The following is a 19,374-nucleotide window of genomic DNA, read 5'->3' on the forward strand; positions in this document are numbered from 1 at the left end:
CTATTTAAAAACTTTTTCACTGTGGTAAAATACCGCTAAGCGAAACAGGATTTCTTATTATGGAAGATATTATTAGAGAATCGATGGAGTTTGACGTAGTCATCGTAGGCGCAGGCCCTGCGGGTCTTTCTGCGGCAATCAAAATCCGTCAGCTTGCAATTGAAAACAACCTGAATGATCTGTCCGTTTGTGTCGTGGAAAAAGGCTCCGAAGTCGGTGCTCATATTCTTTCTGGTGCTGTGCTTGAACCTCGTGCCATGAACGAGCTGTTCCCGAACTGGAAAGAAGAAGGCGCGCCTTTAAATGTTCCTGTGACAGAGGATAAAACTTTCTTCCTTCTTTCAGATGAAAAATCACAAGAAGCTCCTCACTGGATGGTACCGAAAACCATGCACAACGATGGCAACTATGTCATCTCTCTTGGTAACGTGGTGCGTTGGTTAGGCCAGAAAGCGGAAGAACTGGAAGTTTCGATCTTCCCGGGCTTTGCTGCTGCTGAAATTCTGTATCATGAAGATGGTTCAGTCAAAGGCATCCAAACTGGTGATATGGGCATTGGTAAAGATGGTGAACCAACGCATAACTTTACCCCAGGTTACGAACTTCACGCGAAATATACGATTTTTGCTGAAGGCTGCCGTGGTCACTTAGGTAAACGTTTAATCCAGAAGTTTAATCTGGATAAAGATGCTGATCCTCAGCACTACGGTATCGGTATTAAAGAACTTTGGGAAATTGATCCGGCCAAACACAAGCCAGGTCTGGTAATGCACGGTGCTGGCTGGCCTTTATCTGAAACAGGTTCTTCAGGCGGCTGGTGGTTATACCACGCTGAAAATAACCAGGTCACTCTGGGCATGATCGTGGATCTTTCTTATGAAAACCCACACATGTACCCGTTCATGGAAATGCAGCGCTGGAAAACCCATCCACTGATCAAAAAATATCTGGAAGGCGGTAAGCGTATTTCTTATGGTGCGCGTGCCGTAACCAAAGGTGGTTTCAACTCTCTGCCGAAATTCACCTTCCCGGGTGGCTCACTGATTGGTGATGATGCTGGATTCCTGAACTTTGCGAAAATCAAAGGCTCACACACTGCGATGAAATCAGGCATGTTATGTGGTGAAGCAGTCTTTGAAGCGATCAAAGCTGGTGTAGAAAAAGGTGGTGATCTTGCAGTTGCACGTGTGACTGAAGGTGAAGACTTCTTCGTTAAAGAACTCACGTCTTATACAGACAAGTTCAACAATAGCTGGCTGAAAGAAGAGTTATATAGCGCACGTAACTTTGGCCCGGCAATGCACAAATTTGGTCAATGGATGGGCGGTGCATTCAACTTCATCGACCAGAACGTGTTTAAAGTTCCATTCACGCTCCATGATTTAGTTCCTGATTTCAGTGCACTGAAAACGGTGGATGCAGTGAACTTCAAGCCGAACTATCCAAAACCGGATGGCAAGCTGACGTTTGACCGTCTATCTTCAGTCTTTGTATCGAATACAGTCCATGAAGAAAACCAGCCAGCACATTTGAAACTGACCGATGCTTCAATTCCAGTAAACGTCAACCTGCCAAAATGGGATGAGCCTGCGCAGCGCTACTGCCCTGCAGGTGTTTACGAAATCATGGAAAATGATGATGGTTCTAAACGCTTCCAGATCAATGCGGCGAACTGTGTACACTGCAAGACTTGTGACATCAAGGATCCTTCTCAGAATATCACCTGGGTGGTGCCGGAAGGTGCTGGTGGTCCGAATTATCCTAACATGTAATGTTAGGATAATTCTTGCGAGGCATTGCCTCTCATACCCAAACATGTAGACGTTAGGAATAACGCTTCATTTATTTTTTTAGGTAATCCCAGCTCCCAAGGGAGCTGGGATTAAAAATAATCAAGAATAAAAAAATAAAAACAGATTCAGGTCTTTTTCGCTGACTTGCTGCTTAGACCAGCTTATTGATTGTGAAATATTGTGTCCCAGTAAAAAACCAAGACCTTATCTAGTCATTTTTATTTATAAACATTACCTTTAATTAAAATTAATTGCCTGAATATACAAACACTTTAGTCGTATTCCTCTTTGGTTCTTCCTATTCAAAATGCTATTGTACAAAAAGTTTCCAATTTCTCATTTTCTAATCACGATCTAGTTTCATGACTTATAAACTGAATGCCCGACATCTGGTGCTAGACCTGCTCTATGCCTCACATAACTCTACTGTTAGCATCAAACAGATGTTATGTGCAGCAGATTTATTAGGAATCTCTGACAACAGCTTGCGGGTTGCAGTCGCACGACTCAATCAGGATCAGATCATTCAGTCAGTAGAACGCGGCATTTATCAGTTAATTGAAAAAAAATTTGATACTTCTTTTATCAGCCTGAACAAACATCCCAATATGCAGACTGCTACGGCTTGGGATGGCAAATACATTCTGGTTTATACCGGTGCGTTGGGACGAGTAGATCGTACGGCCTTATCTAAACGGGAAAAAGCCCTGCGTTATTATGGATTTCAGGAGCTGGAACAGAATGTGTTTATCCGCCCGGATAATTTACAACTCAGTTTGAACGAGCTTAAATCAGCAGCCGTCAAGTTTGGCCTAGATCAAGGCGCACGATTTTTTCAGGTTAGCGAGATCGATCAGCACACCCATGTATCTGCACTTTGGGATATTCATGGTCTCCATCAAACCTATTTAAATATTAGTCAGGAAATTGAGCAGTGGTTTGAAAGTCATGAATATTTATCCTTGGCTGAATCAGCTAAAACTGCCTTTTATCTGGCGAAATCTGCCGTATTTAGTCTGCGTGCAGATCCATTATTGCCTGAAGAGTGGCTAGACGCTCCAGCCCGACAAAAGTTTGAACTGGCTGTACGGCGTATGGAAGAGCAAGGCCAGCAGTTATGGCAGCAATATTTTCAGCAGCAAGGCGTATAATTTATTTCCTATACACTCACAAAAATAAATTGACTGTAATATTTTAATTCAAATATAGTGACAAGAAATACAAGAACTAGATCAAGGCAGAATAATGAACAGTAAAGTGAGTGTCACAGAGCTATTTAGCCGTGAAGAAATCAAAGAGCTGACCACCCCATCCGACTTACAGGGGGCTCTGGCAGTAGGCTCAACTTGGGCTGTGATTGTTTTGACCTTTGGCACAGTCGCTTATAGCTGGGAATATTTACCAGTCTGGGGAAAAATATTGATATGTGCCTTGGCATTAGCCATTCTGGCAGGTCGTCAGCTGGCTATGGCCATTTTAATGCACGATGCCTCACACCACAGTCTGTTTAAAACCAAGTGGCTAAACACACACTTCACTGACTGGTTGTGCGCCCGTCCGATCTGGAATGAGGTCGGTAAATATCGTCCTTATCATTTGAAACATCATGCCCGCACCTCTCAACCTGATGATCCAGATTTAGGTTTGGTGAAAAACTTTCCAATTACTAAACAATCATTATTTAGAAAATTCTTTAGAGATTTAAATGGTCAATCCGGCCTAAAATTTCTGGCTGGCCGAGTCTTGATGGATTTAGAACTTCTGGAATGGAGTGTTTCCAATGATCCGAAACCAATTCCTCGTGGTAATCGCAGTAACTTGGAACTGGCAAAGAATCTGTTAAAAAATAGCTCGGGCATGCTGATTTCCAATGCTGCCCTATTTTCCGCACTTTGGGCCAGCGGTCATCCAAAACTTTATTTATTATGGCCGTTAGCTTATATCACTCCTTTCCCACTGTTTATCCGTATACGGGCAATGGCTGAACATGCAGGCCTGGAAACCAGCCATTCTGCACTGACTAATACCCGTACCACCCATGCAGGCTGGCTAGCGCGGGCTTTCGTTGCACCGATTCATGTAAATTATCATATTGAACATCATTTAATGGCCTCTGTTCCGCATCAAAATCTGCCCAAAATGCATCAGATGTTGCGAGAGCGCGATTACGTGAAAGCGCCACCGAGTTATAAAGATGTAATTGTTTCATTATTAAAAGGCTAAAATAAAAGATCGAAGTTTAAAAATACATTAAGTGTGATGGCAAAATTTTTTAAACTTAATGTTGATGGCTTTCTTTATGGTCATGATGCTCATGCGAATGGGCTGATTGCCGATGCTGTTCTGGGGGACAATCTTCTGCTTCAATTTGCAATGTCATCTCAGTAATGTGATGTTCATGGTGCAACATCTCAAACGCCTCCTGATGCAACTTTTTATAGTCAACTTCTGGCGCAACCAGATGAACGGTCAGTATGACTTTCTTGGAAGTAATCGCCCAGACTTTTAGCTGATGAATATCTTCAACACCGTCTAGCGCCAGTAGGTCATGGCGCAGTTTTTCAATATCGATTTCATCGGGAACTCCTTCCAGCAGAATATTGATGCTCTGTTTCAATAAAATCCATGTCCGTGGAATGACCCAGAATCCGATCATGACCGCAATCACGGTGTCAATCCACATCCAGCCGCTGAAATAGATGATGATTGCGCCAATAATGACACCCACCGAACCTAGTGCATCACTCAGTACTTCCAGATAAGCTCCTTTAATATTCAAGCTTTCCTGACTGCTAGAAACCAGAATTTTCATGGAGATCAGGTTAATGACCAGTCCAAGTATGGCGACAATCAACATGCCCAGACTTTCAATTTCAGGGGGATGGCTCAGGCGCTGGTAAGCTTCGAACAAGATATACATCGCCACCAGAAATAGCATAATCGCATTAAACAAAGCTGCCAGAATTTCAAATCGCTGGTAGCCAAAGGTACGTTTATCATCTGCGGGTTTTTGCCCGATCTTAATCGCAGCCAGTGCAATCGCCAATGCAGCGGCATCGGTAAACATATGTGCTGCATCAGAAAGCAAGGCCAGACTCTGAGTCATAAAACCGGCAATAACTTCTACAATTAAAAAGGCTGTCGTCAGGGCTAAGGCGATGGACAGTTTTTTGGCATTCTTCGCACTAACTTCTACATGACTATGATCATGATGATGTGATCCACCCACCTTATACTCCTTTTCATTTGAATCTGATTCTAAGTTTTAGCTACTTCTTATTACCTATACTTTCTATACTACGCTTGCTCTGCTGATATTTAAGCAATTTTTTGTATAACTTGGCTCTCTTTTAAAATATCCATGTCTATTCATTAAGCAAACTTAGTACTTAAATTATTAAATTAACCTCTCTACCGGACATAGAATCAAAACTCAGCATGAGTCCTCAATTTTTCATTTTCCAAAATCCAGGACTGCACTGAAGATCGCTGAAAATTACGCTGGATATAGGCCTGAATCTTTTCGGGAAGCTCAACATCATGACTAAGCAGACGATGCAGCATAAAGGCTAGATCAAAGTCTGCAATTGACCATCGTTCGGTGAGCCACAACTCTTCAACTAAAATTTCTGTGATTGCCAGTAAGCGCTGAATATCCTGCATGGTTTCAGCCGATGCGATTAAAGGCCTTTTAGGTGGAACAAAGATCGAAGTTGAGGGCATATCCTGCCGGATAGAGGAAAAATCAGTTTTAATCAAAGCCTGAACGGCGCGACATTTTGCTCTGGCTTTCATCTCTGCAGGATATAAAGCAGGATAATCCGGTGCCGGAAAAGCATCTTCCAGGTATTCAGTAATCGCCCACGATTCAAATAAATGAAAATCATCAATGATCAGACAAGGAACTTTGCCACTCGGACAAATTTTACGATAAGCCAAAGATTGCTGTTCCAGCAGATCCAGATCGATCATTTTTTCCTGAAAGTTGAGTCCTTTCTCTTTTAGAGCCACATAAACCGACATGGCATAAGGACTGATACGTTTTTTATCGACATATAAGCAGATATTGTGCATTTCTTATCCTGCCTCTTATGATTATCCACTGCTTTCTACTCTAACGCCTTTTTTATAGAAAAGGAAAATATCGCTGCATATTGATACAAAGCGGAGTTATAGTCTTACATAGGATTGCCGATTCGGATGAATCACCTACCTAAGGCTAAATCACCGGATTAAAAAGACTTCTAATTTTTTGCAGAATAACGTTAAATAAATATTTTCCATTTAGACCTGACTGCTATGCTGAACCTTGATCACTTCCCCGATACCGTATATGCCATTCAACATCTGGCTTTTGAAGACCTAGGTGCCTGGGAAGATGTATTTTATCAGTTGGGATTACGTGTTCGCTATTTTGAAGCCGGTATTGATGACCTGCGTAAAGCGTATGAATATAAAGGTCTGACAATTATTTTAGGGGGTCCAATTGGTGTTTATGAAACGGAGGACTACCCTTTCTTACAACAAGAAATAGACTTACTTAAAGTGCGTTTAGAAAAGAATTTACCCACTTTAGGTATTTGTCTGGGTGCTCAACTCATGGCTCATGCACTCGGTGCTAAAGTCTATGCAGGACATAGCAAAGAAATTGGCTGGTCTAAACTTAGTCTTCCAGCCACTGAGAATAATCCACTACAAGCCTTGGAAAATATTGAAGTGCTACATTGGCATGGCGATACTTTTGATCTGCCTAAACAGGCTGAATTATTAGCCAGTTCCAATCTCTATCCAAATCAGGCTTTCCGGATAGGATCAAATATTCTGGCTCTGCAATTTCATCCTGAAGTCGCTGGCGATAGCTTGGAAAAATGGCTAGTTGGTCATACCTCTGAATTACGTCAAGCTAAAATTAATATCCCAGTTCTTCGGGCAGCCAATCTTCAATTTGCGCCTGCACTGGAAAGCACTTCTAAATCTGTCCTAGAGCAATATCTGACTCAGTTAAAACTAGTATCTTGATCAAAGGTACTGGATAAATATTTATGATTAAAAGTTTGCAAAATAGATTAATGGAATCATAGCTAAGATTTTTTAGTTTCAGATAAATGCCAATTCTGATTCATAACTCATCTATTGGCCCAAGAAAAAAGCACCTTTATAAAGGTGCTTTTTTCTTTTTATGCAGAATGGAAATAAATCTTATTTCTTTGCAGGTTCTGCCGGAATGGTCGCTTCAGTGGTGATCTGAACAGTAATCTTGTCACTCACATGCGGAACATTCGCGCCTAAGCCGAATGCAGAACGGTCAAATGATGTTGTGGCATTAAAACCAATTGCCGGAACTTTTGCCATCGGATGTTCACCCTGTTTATTTAACACCGCATCCAGTACCACAGGTTTAGTGACATCTTTCACGGTTAAGTTGCCGGTGATTTTATATTTGTTTTTGCCTAAAGCCTGAACTTTAGTACTTTTAAAAGTAATATTCGGATATTTGGCAACATCAAAAAATTCTGCTGTCTTAATATGGTCATCCAGTGCTTTCACATTCGTATTAATGCTTGCAACCGGGATGTTCACATTGACCGAAGAATTCGCAGGTTTTTCATTATCAACATTAATGGTGCCTTGGATGTCACTGAAGTTTGCAGATGGCGTAGAAAACCCAAAATGGTTCCAGCTAAATACCGTCGCAGTATGACTCGGATCAATTGTATAAGTCACCGGTTTTGCAAAGCTAAAAGTTGCAATAGATGCGGCTACCAAGCCTAAAGTTAATGTTTTCAAATTCATGTTGTTATCTCTCGTCTGAATTAACTTCAGTTTATAGAATCTTGAACCGTTTACATCCCTAAAGATAAAACGTTTTGTTGCAACTATGAAACGATAAAATTGTAAATTCTCGTGTAAATCTAAGCATTTAAGACATACGATACTGGATAAATCCGGTTTTTTTGGCCACTTTATCATAGAGCAATCTGGCTTTATGGTTCGATTCATGGGTCAGCCAGTACACCCGATCACAATTACGCTGCTTTGCTACATCATAGATATGCTGAATCAGTACACGTGCTACGCCCTGCCCGCGATAATCCGGATGAACAAATAAATCCTGCAAATAGGCATAAGGACGCATGGTCCAGCTACTGTTATGTTCGATGACATGCACAATCCCAACGACCTTTCCATCTATCAGCGCCGCAAAACCGTACATTGAATCTAGCTCATAATTGGTTAATTTATCCCAGGTATTTTTACTTACCTCATCCGAAATTTGGGTCTGATAAAAGCGTTGATAGTCTTGCCATAAAAATAGCCATTCGGGCTGTGATATTTGCTCTAGAGATTTGATCTGGATCTGGGATGATATTTCCATATTGAGTAACTTCTTTGGTTTATGTCTTTAATTATCTTTAAGTCAATTATTTACGATATGAGTCATTAGGTTTTTATGATGGCACGAACTTAGATTTATCTCATCTAATGTTCATAAGCAACTGTCAGAGGAAATCATCCGACATAAAAAAAGCCCCATTCAGGGACTTTTAGTATTTTCTGTTAAAGTTTTTCAACCAGAATACGATCCACCTGTTTCAAACCAGAATGCTTTTCATGGTTCTTACGACGTACTTTAATGATTTTTTCTTCAGCCATTTCCTGAAGTAATAGCTCAACCGCAACCATTGCTTCAAGGGGTAGATCCTGCCCGATCCATTTCTGCTCGCCTGCATCCATTAAAGTAATTTCATCACTAATTTGTTCATACAAGCTCATGTTTATCTCACTCTTTCATTTCAATTATGGGAGAACACTTTTTAGCGGTTGCCACATGAAAACAAGGCTAGAAAGCGGAAAAACAAAAGACGCCCCAAAACTGGGGCGCCCTTAAAAAACGACTTAATCAGTTGATTAAGCAGTAATCTCTTTTACAGCTGTTACAACAGCTTCAGTTGTAATGCCGAAGTGTTTAAACAGGTCTTTAGCAGGTGCAGATTCGCCATAAGTGGTCATGCCGATCACACGACCATCCAGACCTACAAATTTCCACCAGTAATCTACATGTGCAGCTTCAACCGCTACACGTGCACGAATATTTGAAGGAAGAACCGCTTCACGATACGCAGCATCCTGTTTCACGAACTCTTCAGCACATGGCATAGATACAACACGTACACCTTCGAGTTGTGCATAAGCTTCCATTGCAAGAGAAACTTCAGAACCAGTCGCAATGATGATCGCTTTCAATTCGCCTTTTTCTTCAGCCAGAACATAACCACCTTTCGCTACATTCTCAATTTGTGCTTGAGTACGCGTTTGGAATGGCAGGTTTTGACGAGAGAAGATTAACGCTGTTGGGCCTTCTGAACGCATCAAAGCAGATTTCCAGGAAATCGCTGCTTCAACAGTGTCGCATGGACGCCATGTATTCAGGTTTGGTGTACCACGTAAAGATGCGATTTGTTCAATTGGCTGGTGTGTAGGACCATCTTCACCCAGACCGATTGAATCGTGAGTATATACATGGATCACACGTTGTTTCATCAGTGCAGACATACGTACTGCATTACGTGCATATTCCATAAACATCAGGAATGTTGCTACATAAGGAATGAAACCGCCATGCAGTGCAACACCGTTGGCAATCGCAGTCATACCAAATTCACGTACACCGTAGTGAACATAGTTACCTGCTGGATTGTCCTGTACGCCTTGCGCGCCTTTCCAAAGTGTCAGGTTAGAACCTGCAAGGTCAGCAGAACCACCTAGTACTTCTGGTAGTGAAGGCACAAGGGCTTGTAACGTATTTTGGCTCGCTTTACGTGTAGCAATGGTTTCTTCTTTTACATTTACTTCAGCGATATAAGCATCCGCTTTTGCAACAAAGTCAGCTGGAAGATCACCAGAAAGACGACGTTTTAATTCAGCTGCTTCAGTTGGATATTTTGCTGCATAAGCGGCAAAAGTTTCATTCCATGCTGCTTCAGCTTGTGAACCTTTATCTTTGGCATCCCAAGCTGCGTATACATCCTCAGGAATGACAAACGCTTCATCTGACCAACCCAAAGCTTCACGAGTCAATACGATTTCGTCATTACCTAAAGGAGCACCGTGACAGTCTTCTTTACCCTGTTTGTTTGGTGAACCTAAACCAATCACTGTTTTACACATGATGATGGTTGGTTTGTTCGCTTCAGCTTTTGCTTCAACAGTGGCTTGACGGATTGCATCAGCATCATGACCGTCAACTTTGATCACTTGCCAGCCATAAGACTTGAAGCGTTGTTCTGTATCGTCAGAGAACCAACCTTCAACTTCACCGTCAATCGAAATACCGTTGTCATCATAGTAAGCAATCAGCTTACCCAGACCTAAAGTACCTGCCAAAGAACATGCTTCGTGAGAAACACCTTCCATCAAGCAACCATCGCCCAGGAAGCAGTAAGTGTAGTGATCTACAACTTTGATATCTTCCTTGTTGAATTGCGCTGCTAAAGTTTTTTCAGCCAGTGCAAAACCAACAGCATTTGCGATACCTTGGCCTAAAGGACCAGTGGTTGTTTCAATACCCGGTGCATAGCCCAATTCTGGGTGACCTGGAGTTTTAGAATGAAGTTGACGGAATGCTTTAAGATCTTCAATTGAAAGATCATAGCCCGTTAAATGAAGAAGTGCGTATTGAAGCATAGAGCCATGGCCATTCGACAATACGAAACGGTCACGGTTAGCCCAATTCGGATTTGTTGGGTTATGGTTTAAGAATTCGCGCCAAACCACATCAGCGATATCTGCCATCCCCATTGGAGCACCTGGATGTCCTGAGTTTGCTTTTTGCACAGCATCCATTGCCAATACACGAATTGCGTTTGCAATACGACGTTCATTAAGCGGGGTTGTCATAAATCAGCGTCCAAATAAATTCAGAAGAAATAGGAAATGATGAAAAGACTTTCAAAACTGCCGTCTATTGTCTTAAAAAAACAGCGAGGGGTAAAGACTAGCCTACAATATTTATCAATTTATTGATCTTGTATTTACCTATCGGATAAATATTCTGCACTTTTAAGGTGCATTGATTGACTAGAGTCTAAGTTAAATTCTAATAAGATGATAAATCTGGGATTATTCTTAACTATTTTTTATAAATTAAACTTTTACAATATGTTGAATTCCTCTTCAGGATACCTCCAGCTAGGAGTCAAAACAGAAGATCCAGACTTAAATAAGTGATCTTTTTCCAGTCCATAAAAATGCATATGTGAATATCTAATGTCTGCCCAAGATCATCAGACATGAAAAGATAAAGGTTGAAGTTCAATCAGGCTAGTCGATACCACGAAAATCATTGTCCTCGACACTCTTTAGGTAAATAACGCTGACTGATATCGCTCGAAGAACAACTGCCGCCATAGACATCAAAGGCGATGGATTTGCCACGGATTGCCGTATCTATCCCATCCTGCCGTAGCTTAAATTCAATCCGGCAAGCTGCATTGATCACGACTTTTTCAATATATTGGGTTCCGCTGCCAATTTGACGGCCTGCATCACAGTGACCATCAGAGGCAATAAATTGAGTTCGATAGCTACCCGCTTGCTCAAAAACCTCCGCTAGTTGGCTTCGCACTACATAACTGTGATAACTCATGCCAGCTACTGTCGCCAGAATGGCAATAATTGTGAGTACAATCATGACTTCAATCAAGGTAAACGCCTTTTGATACATGCTTTTCCATCTCCGTACAGTCTTTTAAACAAGTCCATACCAAAAGATTTCGCCACTTCCTGACAGGCGGTTTCTGAAGACTTGAAACTACTATGCAGAATCGGACTATTTGCAGCAAGGCTGTCTGTCGTACGATCAATACCCCCTTCTTAATTTATTAATAGAATGATCACTTTCCTTGATATTTTAGGCACTTTAATTTTTATATTTTTCTTAGTATTTAGTTATGCAAATTTGTTTAGAAATATCACTGCTTAATAAGCGTCCTTTATCAATTCACAGACTATTTATTAAGTTTATTAAATGAATCCGCCCTGCTGTTTAATTAGGCATATCAGTTTTTTTAATTCCAATAATCAAATAAAAGCACAATAATTTGAAACAATTTCGTGCAATTTTGTCGAGTTGCGCTAGTCCTAGAGCACAAGTCGATGTAACATATCGGGTCTTTAAATTTAACTGTGATAGGACTATGCGCGAGTACGCTGTATTTACTTCGGAATCTGTAAGCGAAGGCCATCCAGATAAAATGGCTGACCAAATCAGTGATGCTATCTTGGATGCAATCTTAAAAGAAGACCCATACGCACGGGTTGCTTGTGAAACGCTTGTAAAAACAGGTGCGGTTGTACTTGCCGGTGAAATCACAACAACTGCGAACATCGATTTTGAAGCGGTTGTCCGCCATACCGTTAACAGTATTGGTTATCATCATTCTGACCTTGGCTTTGATGGTTCGACTTGTGCGATCATCAACATGATCGGTAAGCAGTCTCCTGAAATTGCTCAGGGTGTAGACCGTCAGAAACCTGAAGATCAAGGTGCCGGTGACCAAGGCTTGATGTTTGGTTATGCCAGCCGTGAAACTGATGTACTCATGCCTGCGCCAATTTCTTATGCGCACCGTTTAATGGAAAAACAGGCTGAATTACGCCGTAACGGTACATTGCCTTGGTTACGTCCAGATGCAAAAAGCCAGGTGACTTTCGCTTATGAAAATGGCGTACCTGTTCGTCTAGATGCTGTTGTGCTTTCAACTCAACACGATCCTGAAATTTCACAAGCTCATTTAAAAGAAGCTGTGATTGAAGAAATCGTGAAAAAAATCATTCCTGCCGACATGTTCCATGCAGACACCAAATTCCACATCAATCCGACCGGGATGTTTGTGATCGGTGGTCCTGTAGGTGACTGTGGTCTGACTGGCCGTAAAATCATTGTAGATACTTACGGCGGTATGGCACGTCACGGCGGTGGTGCATTCTCTGGTAAAGATCCATCAAAAGTTGACCGTTCTGCTGCTTATGCAGGCCGTTATGTTGCGAAAAACATTGTCGCTGCGGGTCTTGCTGATAAATGTGAAATTCAGGTGTCTTATGCAATTGGTGTTGCCGAGCCAACTTCAATTTCAATCAATACCTTCAATACAGGCAAAGTGTCGGATGAATTGATCGTTCAATTGGTTCGTGAGCACTTTGACCTGCGTCCATATGGTATTACCCGTATGTTGAACCTGATCCAGCCAATGTATAAACAGACTGCGGCTTATGGTCACTTTGGTCGTGAAGGTTCAGATACTGCATTTACTTGGGAAAAAACTGACAAAGTCGAAGCACTTAAAGCATCTGCTGGTCTATAAGTTTTCAAGTTTTAAAAGCTCGCTTTATGCGGGCTTTTTTTATGGCTTCTACTTTTAGCCTGACAAAAATTGAGCTGGAAATAGTTGTGTTTTGTTACATCTAAAACTCATATTAAAACGGATAAACTTATTTTTTATAAGCAGTGAGAAGCAATCCATATAAGGGTTGTAAGAAAATACATTCAAATAATCAGACAATTTATATCTAGCAAAAATTGTATAAGCCTTTATAAAAATTACATTTAGCGAACAAATTCTGATCTAATTATTAGCATAAATTCAAATAAATACTCGCTAGACTGTTTTCGACCTTACAACTACAAAGGATATGACACGATGAATAAATTACTTGTTGCTTTGGGTTTAGTTGCTACCGTAACACTGGTGGGTTGTAGTAAAGAAAAACAGCCTGAGACTGGCGCGACTACAGGTGAGCATTTAGAAAATGCTGCTACTCAAGCCGGCCATGATATGGAAGATGCCACTCATGAGGCTTCTCAGGAAACTGACCAAGCCATGGATAATGCGGCTGCAAATGCTTCCCGTGCCGCTGATGAAGCCGCCGCTGCGACTTCTCGAGCAGCAGATGCAACTGCTGAAGCCGCTAAAAACGCGACTGCTGCAACTGCCGGTGCTATTGAAGAAGGCGCAGGCAAAGTACGTGAGAAAGCTGAAAATTAATTTTTAAAGCTTTCAATCTTTAAAAGCCTGCTTTGCAGGCTTTTAAACTTTTTATACGTTTCACTATTAGACGGGTGATTGTTCTAATTAAAATGATATCTTCTGAAATAATCACGACCTTATATCATTTAAAGTCATAATTATTATCAGTTATCAGGATATTTAATTGGCTCTTAGAAATTCTAGATCAGCCCATTTTAGTGAGAAATTGCGTAATATACGCGACTTTATTTTTAAAACTTGATCTCCCATGTTTGTTATTGCTGCGTCTTCCCAGCGATCGAATCTCTCGGTCTGGGTGGCTTTTATTTTACTTGTATTAGGAACTGTCGGTGCCTATCACATCGTGGGCCTGAACCAGGCTCTATTATTTCTGGTGGGTGGTGCACTGGGTATGACCTTGTATCATGCCTCGTTTGGTTTCACCTCCAGCTGGCGCGTCTTTATTAAAGAACGTCGTGGTCGTGGCTTACGTGCCCAAATGATCATGCTGGGTCTTGCTGTATTGCTATTTTTTCCTGCTTTAGGCGCAGGTGAACTGTTCGGTAATCCAGTTCAAGGCTTTGTCAGTCCGGTTTCGCTTTCTGTGGTAATCGGGGCATTTATTTTCGGGATTGGCATGCAGCTCGGTGGCGGTTGTGCATCAGGCACACTTTATACCGTTGGTGGTGGTAGTGCCCGTATGCTGGTAACCCTGTTCTTCTTCTGTGCCGGCTCACTGATTGCGACTTCGCATATTGACTGGTGGTTTAACCTGCCTCATTTCGCACCTATCTCCATTGTAGAAAGTTTTGGTGTCATTCCTGCACTTGTTTTGAGCTTTGTCATTTTTGCTGTTATTGCTACTGCAACTATCTTTTTTGAAAAGAAACGTCATGGCAATTTAGAAGTTGAACCTCAAAGCCAGCATCAGGGCTGGAAACGCTTTTTGCGTGGTCCATGGCCATTAATCTGGGGTGGAATCATTTTAACCCTGCTTAACTTTGCTACTTTGGCGCTGGCTGGTCGTCCATGGGGGGTTACTTCTGCCCTTGCTGTCTGGGCCGCAAAATCTGCAAGTTTTGTTGGAATTGATGTAGCCTCTTGGGCGTATTGGCAGCAACCAGCCAATGCCAAAGCCTTATCTGAATCGCTCTGGTTCGATATTACGTCTATGATGAACTTTGGCATCATGCTTGGTGCATTATTGGCTGCCAGTCTGGCAGGTAAATTTGCTCCGAACTTCAATATTCCAAAACGTTCATTGGTTGCTGCGGTTATTGGCGGTTTGATGCTTGGCTACGGCGCTCGTCTGGCTTATGGCTGTAATATTGGTGCCTATTTTAGTGGTATTGCTTCTGGCAGTGTACATGGCTGGTTATGGCTGGTCTTCGCATTCATTGGAAATGGGCTTGGGGTAAAACTTCGTCCAATTTTCTTCCCCGGTGAGAAACCTCAACCAGAAAAACTGACTGGTTGCTAAATAAAAAAGCCCATCTTTGTGATGGGCTTTTTTATAGCTTAATACTTACAACGCAGCTTTTAAGTTACAGCCATAATTCATGGTCTGTTGAACTTGGCGATAAGTCGTATAACGATCCAGAATAAAAGTATAGAACTGATCGCTAGATGCAAAATTGGATTTCAGGTCTTCATTCTCGGCTTTAGGTAACTGGATCTTGTCGATCAGATTCAGATTATAATGTCCCAAGCGATACATCTCGGCAAAATAGCCATTCATCATGTCACAATAGGCGACTTTACTGGATTTTAGCGCAGTCCGGCTGACAGGATGCTGATTCAAGGTTTGCAGGTTATTCACATCCAAAGGCAGCTGATGAGAAAAGGCAATACTTTCTACTTTTTTAAATTGCTGAAAGTCTTGTGCCAACTTACTGTTTAGATCATCAAAACGTTGCTGTAATTCCTGTGCACTTTTAACCTGATATTTACCTGGATCTACTGCTACTTTCTGTTGCTCTGCTGAACATGCGGCCAATCCAGTTACCATAGCTAATGATGCCAGCCATACCTTCATATCTATACACTCGATCTAAATATTAGCTGTCATTATGCCTTAAACCTGGGCGAAGATTTTATTTAAAGTACTTTCTCATTCATATAACGCCAGTAGCGCTTAGGTACATATTGGATATGCAGTTTCATATTTTGTCGTGCCTGAATATTCACGCTTTTAAAATAATCTTTCCAAAGCTGATCATAGAGTACTTCTTCATCATCCAGTTCAATACTAAAAGACTGACTATGTCCAATCCGGATTTGTGGATCAACTATTTCTGCATTCATTTCTATCTGATGTACATCATCTAAATCGTAATAGATGCCGTACTGGCGCTGCTCATCATAAATTAGCCAACGCTGGTCTTGGTAACGTTCCTTAAAATGTCGGGAAATAATCGGCAGTACATTAAAATCCGGTTTGACCAGACTGAGAAACAATCCATCTTTGGCCTTTTTGAAGCGGACAAAAGCTTCCATACGATGCTTTTCACGCCCGACCTGTTTGCACCATTGTGACATTCCAATGACTGCATGATGGCCATAATCTTTATCAACCGGCCACTGGTTTTGAAATACATAGACCGCAAAATCAAACAGATTCTGAAACGCCTGTTCTTTTTCAGAAAGAAAGGCATAATAAAAGGCTTTTAAACTGCTGTATGATACTTTCTGTTTTAAGCCTTGCCAGACCCGCTGTCCCTGACTTTCATTCGAGGCCACATGAATAAAATCATCGAATAAGCCATTTTGTGCCTGCGGATTGGCAGTCACTTTGACATCAAACTCTTTAAATTCAAAAGCCCGAAATAGACAGCTTAATAAACCGGTCATGGTGCCATCAAAACAGTAGTGTGCCATCAGAAACCAAATCCCAGTTGAGGTGACAGTTGCTGCTGATATTTGGACTGACCCGCTTGTAAAATCTGCTGGCGAATCTGCTGGGATTGCTGCTCCTTTTTAAATTTCGGTGTATCTGCACAGCGAATAAAATGCTGCGCCCGGTTATACGCCACGCCCATCCGTTTTAGTTGATCGATATGAATCTGACCAAAACGGCGTGCCTGTACAATCTTTTTGGCAGAACGTACTCCAATGCCAGGCACGCGTAATATTATCTTGTAGTCGGCTCGGTTAATATCAACCGGGAAGGCCTCCGGATGGCGTAAAGCCCAGCTCAGTTTTGGATCAATATCCAGATCCAGATTTGGATGCTGGTCATCCACAATTTCATCTGCTTCAAAACCATAAAAGCGCATCAGCCAGTCAGACTGATATAGACGATTTTCTCTTAATAAGGGTGGCGCTGAGCCGATTGCAGGTAAGGCTTTTTCTTCGGGATTAATCGGAATATAGCCAGAAAAATACACGCGTTTCAGCTTAAATTCCTTGTAGTGCCGATCAGCCATCAAAATAATATCTTTGTCCGTTTCACTATGCGCACCGACCACCATTTGCGTGGTCTGTCCTGCGGGAACAAATTTGGGAACGGATTTGATGATCTTACGTTCATCTTTCAACTGGATTAAGCGATCCCGTACAATTCCCAGATCTTTTTGCACTTCTGTATGGGTTTTCTCTGGAGCAAACTTTTGCAAGCCTGCTTCGGTTGGCATTTCCAGGTTGATACTCATCCGGTCGACATATAAACCCGCTTCAGTAATGATCTCCTGCGATGCTCCGGGAATGGTTTTGAGATGAATATAACCATTAAAATTTTCTTCAAGACGCAGCTTTTTCACCACCTGCAACATCCGCTCCATGGTGTAATCTGCTGATTTAAAAATTCCCGAACTTAAAAACAGCCCTTCAATATAATTACGGCGATAAAAATTCATGGTCAGATCGACCACTTCCTGCACGGTAAATGCAGCACGTTTTACGTCATTGGAACGACGAGAGACACAATAGGCACAGTCAAAAATGCAGACATTTGAAAACAGTATTTTCAGTAATGAGACACAGCGACCATCTTCGGTATAGCTATGACAGATTCCATTTCCGGTATTGCCCAAGCCTTTGTCTTTATTTTTACGGTTACTGCCACTCGATGAACAGGACACATCATATTTGGCAGCATCAGCTAAAATTTGTAGTTTTTCTCGGATACGATCAGACATGATTTCAGCAAGTTGTTGGCTAAAAACCTATTATAAATTTTCCCCGTTATGCACTATAGCTTTCCTGTCTTTATAGCGACATCTCATGTCGTAAGAAATGTAATTGAACCGTTATCCATACAGCATTATTTCAAAATAAAATAACCAATATGATTTGCTTAATTCTGCGGCTATAGGCAAAGTAGATAGAGTAACAGGGAGCAAATCTATGTCTTTATTAGAAAAACTCGGAATAAAACATCCTATTTTTTTGGCCCCTATGGCAGGCGTTTCGACACCTGAACTGGCAGCGGAAGTTTCAAATCAAGGTGGTCTGGGTTCGCTGGGCTTGGGAGCCAGCAGCGTAGAGTCTGCGCGCCAGCAGATTTTAAAAACTCAGGAACTTACAGATTGTCCGTTTCAGGTTAACTTTTTCTGTCATGACAGTCAGCCTCTTGATGAAAACGTAGCCCAAGCCTGGATTAACCAGTTTAAAGATAAATTTGCTGAATACGGAATTAATCCACCCACTCAATTACACTGTATTTACCCAAGTTTTAAAGACAATGATGATTTCTTGAATCTGGTTCTTGAAACCAGACCATGTGCGGTCAGCTTTCATTTTGGTATTCCTCTTCCGCACCAGATTCAGGCTCTAAAAGATGCCGGTATTCTGACGATGGTATCTGCCACCAATTTTGCTGAGGCGAAAGCCATTCAAGAGGCAGGGATTGATATCATCATTGCTCAAGGTATTGAGGCTGGAGGTCACCGGGGTATCTTTAGCACCAAGTTTGATGCCTCAGTCAAAACCTCTAATCTGGTCAAGTTAATAAAACAGCATTTTTCATTGCCAGTGGTTGCTGCAGGCGGAATCATGAATGGTGAACAAGCACGTCAGATGATGGACTTCGGCGCTGAAGCAGTACAATTAGGCACGGCATTTGTTCAGTGTAAATCTTCCAATGCCAATGACGCCTATCGTAAAGCGCTACTGTCCAAGCCGCTGACTCAAGTTAGTGCCAGCATTTCCGGCCGTCCAGCGCGTGGCATCATTAATCACTGGCATATAGACATCGACACTCCTGATCGTCTGGATGTACCTGCCTATCCATATACTTATGATCTGGCCAAGCAGTTACATGCAGCAGCGTCCAAACATGGTGATCAGGGTTATGGCGCGTTTTGGGCTGGTTCGAATGTGGCGCAAATTCGTGAGATGGAAGCTTCTGATTTAATTAATCAGTTAGTGCTGGAAATGAAACAGAAATAAAAAAAATTTATTTTTAAAATAAAAAACCTCTCCACGGAGATAATGCCAGTCAGTTAAGCAGACATTAGAAAAATGTAGTAAAAATGAGTGTATGCCAATACGCTCATTTTTTTATGACTTTATCTGAAAATTTAGATTGTACTCTTCAACATTCTCTACCTTCACTT

At 41.7% G+C, this 19,374-nt stretch carries 18 protein-coding genes; 8 read left to right on the forward strand and 10 right to left on the reverse strand.

All coding sequences use genetic code 11. The annotated features are described in order from the left end of the window. The first annotated feature begins 59 nt into the window (after window positions 1-59). From FTU19_RS10550 to FTU19_RS10560, 3 genes are all read left to right on the forward strand, one after another. Window positions 60-1,772 carry an electron transfer flavoprotein-ubiquinone oxidoreductase gene (locus tag FTU19_RS10550; RefSeq protein ID WP_180018203.1) on the forward strand — a complete coding sequence of 571 codons (1,713 nt, stop codon included), beginning with the start codon at window positions 60-62 and terminating at the stop codon, window positions 1,770-1,772. 383 nt (window positions 1,773-2,155) lie between these two features. Beyond that, window positions 2,156-2,944 (forward strand): PaaX family transcriptional regulator C-terminal domain-containing protein, encoded by a 789-nt coding sequence (locus FTU19_RS10555; protein WP_180018205.1) that lies wholly within the window; start codon window positions 2,156-2,158, stop codon window positions 2,942-2,944. Between the two features lie 94 nt (window positions 2,945-3,038). After that, entirely contained in the window at window positions 3,039-4,016 is a 978-nt protein-coding gene (locus FTU19_RS10560; RefSeq protein WP_180018207.1) for a fatty acid desaturase family protein, read from the forward strand. A gap of 55 nt (window positions 4,017-4,071) precedes the next feature. Here the strand turns inward: FTU19_RS10560 and FTU19_RS10565 are convergent, their stop codons facing one another. Both FTU19_RS10565 and yfcF read right to left on the reverse strand, forming a co-directional pair. Further along, a complete protein-coding gene (locus FTU19_RS10565) occupies window positions 4,072-5,022 on the reverse strand; it encodes a cation diffusion facilitator family transporter (protein WP_180018209.1) in 951 nt (316 codons plus the stop codon). A 197-nt stretch (window positions 5,023-5,219) separates the two neighbouring features. Beyond that, window positions 5,220-5,867 (reverse strand): glutathione transferase, encoded by a 648-nt coding sequence (gene yfcF, locus FTU19_RS10570; RefSeq protein WP_180018664.1) that lies wholly within the window; start codon window positions 5,865-5,867, stop codon window positions 5,220-5,222. Between the two features lie 225 nt (window positions 5,868-6,092). Here yfcF and FTU19_RS10575 point away from each other — a divergent pair, with 225 nt between their 5' ends. Next, entirely contained in the window at window positions 6,093-6,812 is a 720-nt protein-coding gene (locus tag FTU19_RS10575) for a glutamine amidotransferase (protein ID WP_180018666.1), read from the forward strand. A gap of 180 nt (window positions 6,813-6,992) precedes the next feature. Here FTU19_RS10575 and FTU19_RS10580 read toward each other — a convergent pair whose 3' ends face one another. The 5 genes from FTU19_RS10580 to FTU19_RS10600 all read right to left on the reverse strand — a co-directional run bounded on the left by FTU19_RS10580 (window position 6,993) and on the right by FTU19_RS10600 (window position 11,517). Then, window positions 6,993-7,586 (reverse strand): YceI family protein, encoded by a 594-nt coding sequence (locus FTU19_RS10580; protein WP_180018667.1) that lies wholly within the window; start codon window positions 7,584-7,586, stop codon window positions 6,993-6,995. A gap of 127 nt (window positions 7,587-7,713) precedes the next feature. Continuing rightward, window positions 7,714-8,169 carry a GNAT family N-acetyltransferase gene (locus FTU19_RS10585; protein ID WP_180018669.1) on the reverse strand — a complete coding sequence of 152 codons (456 nt, stop codon included), beginning with the start codon at window positions 8,167-8,169 and terminating at the stop codon, window positions 7,714-7,716. A gap of 182 nt (window positions 8,170-8,351) precedes the next feature. After that, the gene (locus FTU19_RS10590) at window positions 8,352-8,567 is read right to left on the reverse strand and encodes a hypothetical protein (protein WP_004786275.1); all 216 of its coding nucleotides are present in this window, start codon (window positions 8,565-8,567) and stop codon (window positions 8,352-8,354) included. Between the two features lie 135 nt (window positions 8,568-8,702). After that, window positions 8,703-10,691, reverse strand: a complete 1,989-nt coding sequence (gene tkt / locus FTU19_RS10595) for a transketolase (protein ID WP_180018671.1) — start codon at window positions 10,689-10,691, stop codon at window positions 8,703-8,705. Between the two features lie 442 nt (window positions 10,692-11,133). Continuing rightward, entirely contained in the window at window positions 11,134-11,517 is a 384-nt protein-coding gene (locus FTU19_RS10600; protein ID WP_159123753.1) for a prepilin-type N-terminal cleavage/methylation domain-containing protein, read from the reverse strand. Window positions 11,518-11,989: 472 nt separating this feature from the next. Here FTU19_RS10600 and metK point away from each other — a divergent pair, with 472 nt between their 5' ends. The 3 genes from metK (at window position 11,990) to FTU19_RS10615 (ending at window position 15,299) form a co-directional block, all read left to right on the forward strand. Continuing rightward, window positions 11,990-13,156 carry a methionine adenosyltransferase gene (gene metK, locus FTU19_RS10605; RefSeq protein ID WP_004786281.1) on the forward strand — a complete coding sequence of 389 codons (1,167 nt, stop codon included), beginning with the start codon at window positions 11,990-11,992 and terminating at the stop codon, window positions 13,154-13,156. Between the two features lie 336 nt (window positions 13,157-13,492). Beyond that, window positions 13,493-13,837 (forward strand): hypothetical protein, encoded by a 345-nt coding sequence (locus tag FTU19_RS10610; protein WP_180013114.1) that lies wholly within the window; start codon window positions 13,493-13,495, stop codon window positions 13,835-13,837. Between the two features lie 250 nt (window positions 13,838-14,087). Beyond that, window positions 14,088-15,299: a YeeE/YedE family protein gene (locus tag FTU19_RS10615; protein ID WP_180018673.1), complete on the forward strand. Its 1,212-nt coding sequence runs from the start codon at window positions 14,088-14,090 to the stop codon at window positions 15,297-15,299. Between the two features lie 45 nt (window positions 15,300-15,344). Here the strand turns inward: FTU19_RS10615 and FTU19_RS10620 are convergent, their stop codons facing one another. From FTU19_RS10620 to FTU19_RS10630, 3 genes are all read right to left on the reverse strand, one after another. After that, the gene (locus tag FTU19_RS10620; RefSeq protein WP_180018675.1) at window positions 15,345-15,854 is read right to left on the reverse strand and encodes a hypothetical protein; all 510 of its coding nucleotides are present in this window, start codon (window positions 15,852-15,854) and stop codon (window positions 15,345-15,347) included. 62 nt (window positions 15,855-15,916) lie between these two features. Beyond that, on the reverse strand, window positions 15,917-16,696 hold the full coding sequence (locus tag FTU19_RS10625) for a TIGR03915 family putative DNA repair protein (protein ID WP_180018677.1): 780 nt from the start codon (window positions 16,694-16,696) through the stop codon (window positions 15,917-15,919). Beyond that, the gene (locus FTU19_RS10630; RefSeq protein ID WP_159123756.1) at window positions 16,696-17,955 is read right to left on the reverse strand and encodes a putative DNA modification/repair radical SAM protein; all 1,260 of its coding nucleotides are present in this window, start codon (window positions 17,953-17,955) and stop codon (window positions 16,696-16,698) included. The genes FTU19_RS10625 and FTU19_RS10630 overlap by 1 nt, the downstream gene beginning before the upstream one ends. Before the next feature lie 208 nt (window positions 17,956-18,163). On the opposite strand from FTU19_RS10630, the gene FTU19_RS10635 reads away from it, so the two are divergent. Beyond that, complete coding sequence (locus FTU19_RS10635; RefSeq protein WP_180018679.1) at window positions 18,164-19,207, forward strand: nitronate monooxygenase family protein; 1,044 nt, start codon at window positions 18,164-18,166, stop codon at window positions 19,205-19,207. Window positions 19,208-19,374 lie beyond the last annotated feature (167 nt).

It is taken from the genome of Acinetobacter sp. YH12072 (assembly GCF_013419565.1).
Classification (GTDB): domain Bacteria; phylum Pseudomonadota; class Gammaproteobacteria; order Pseudomonadales; family Moraxellaceae; genus Acinetobacter.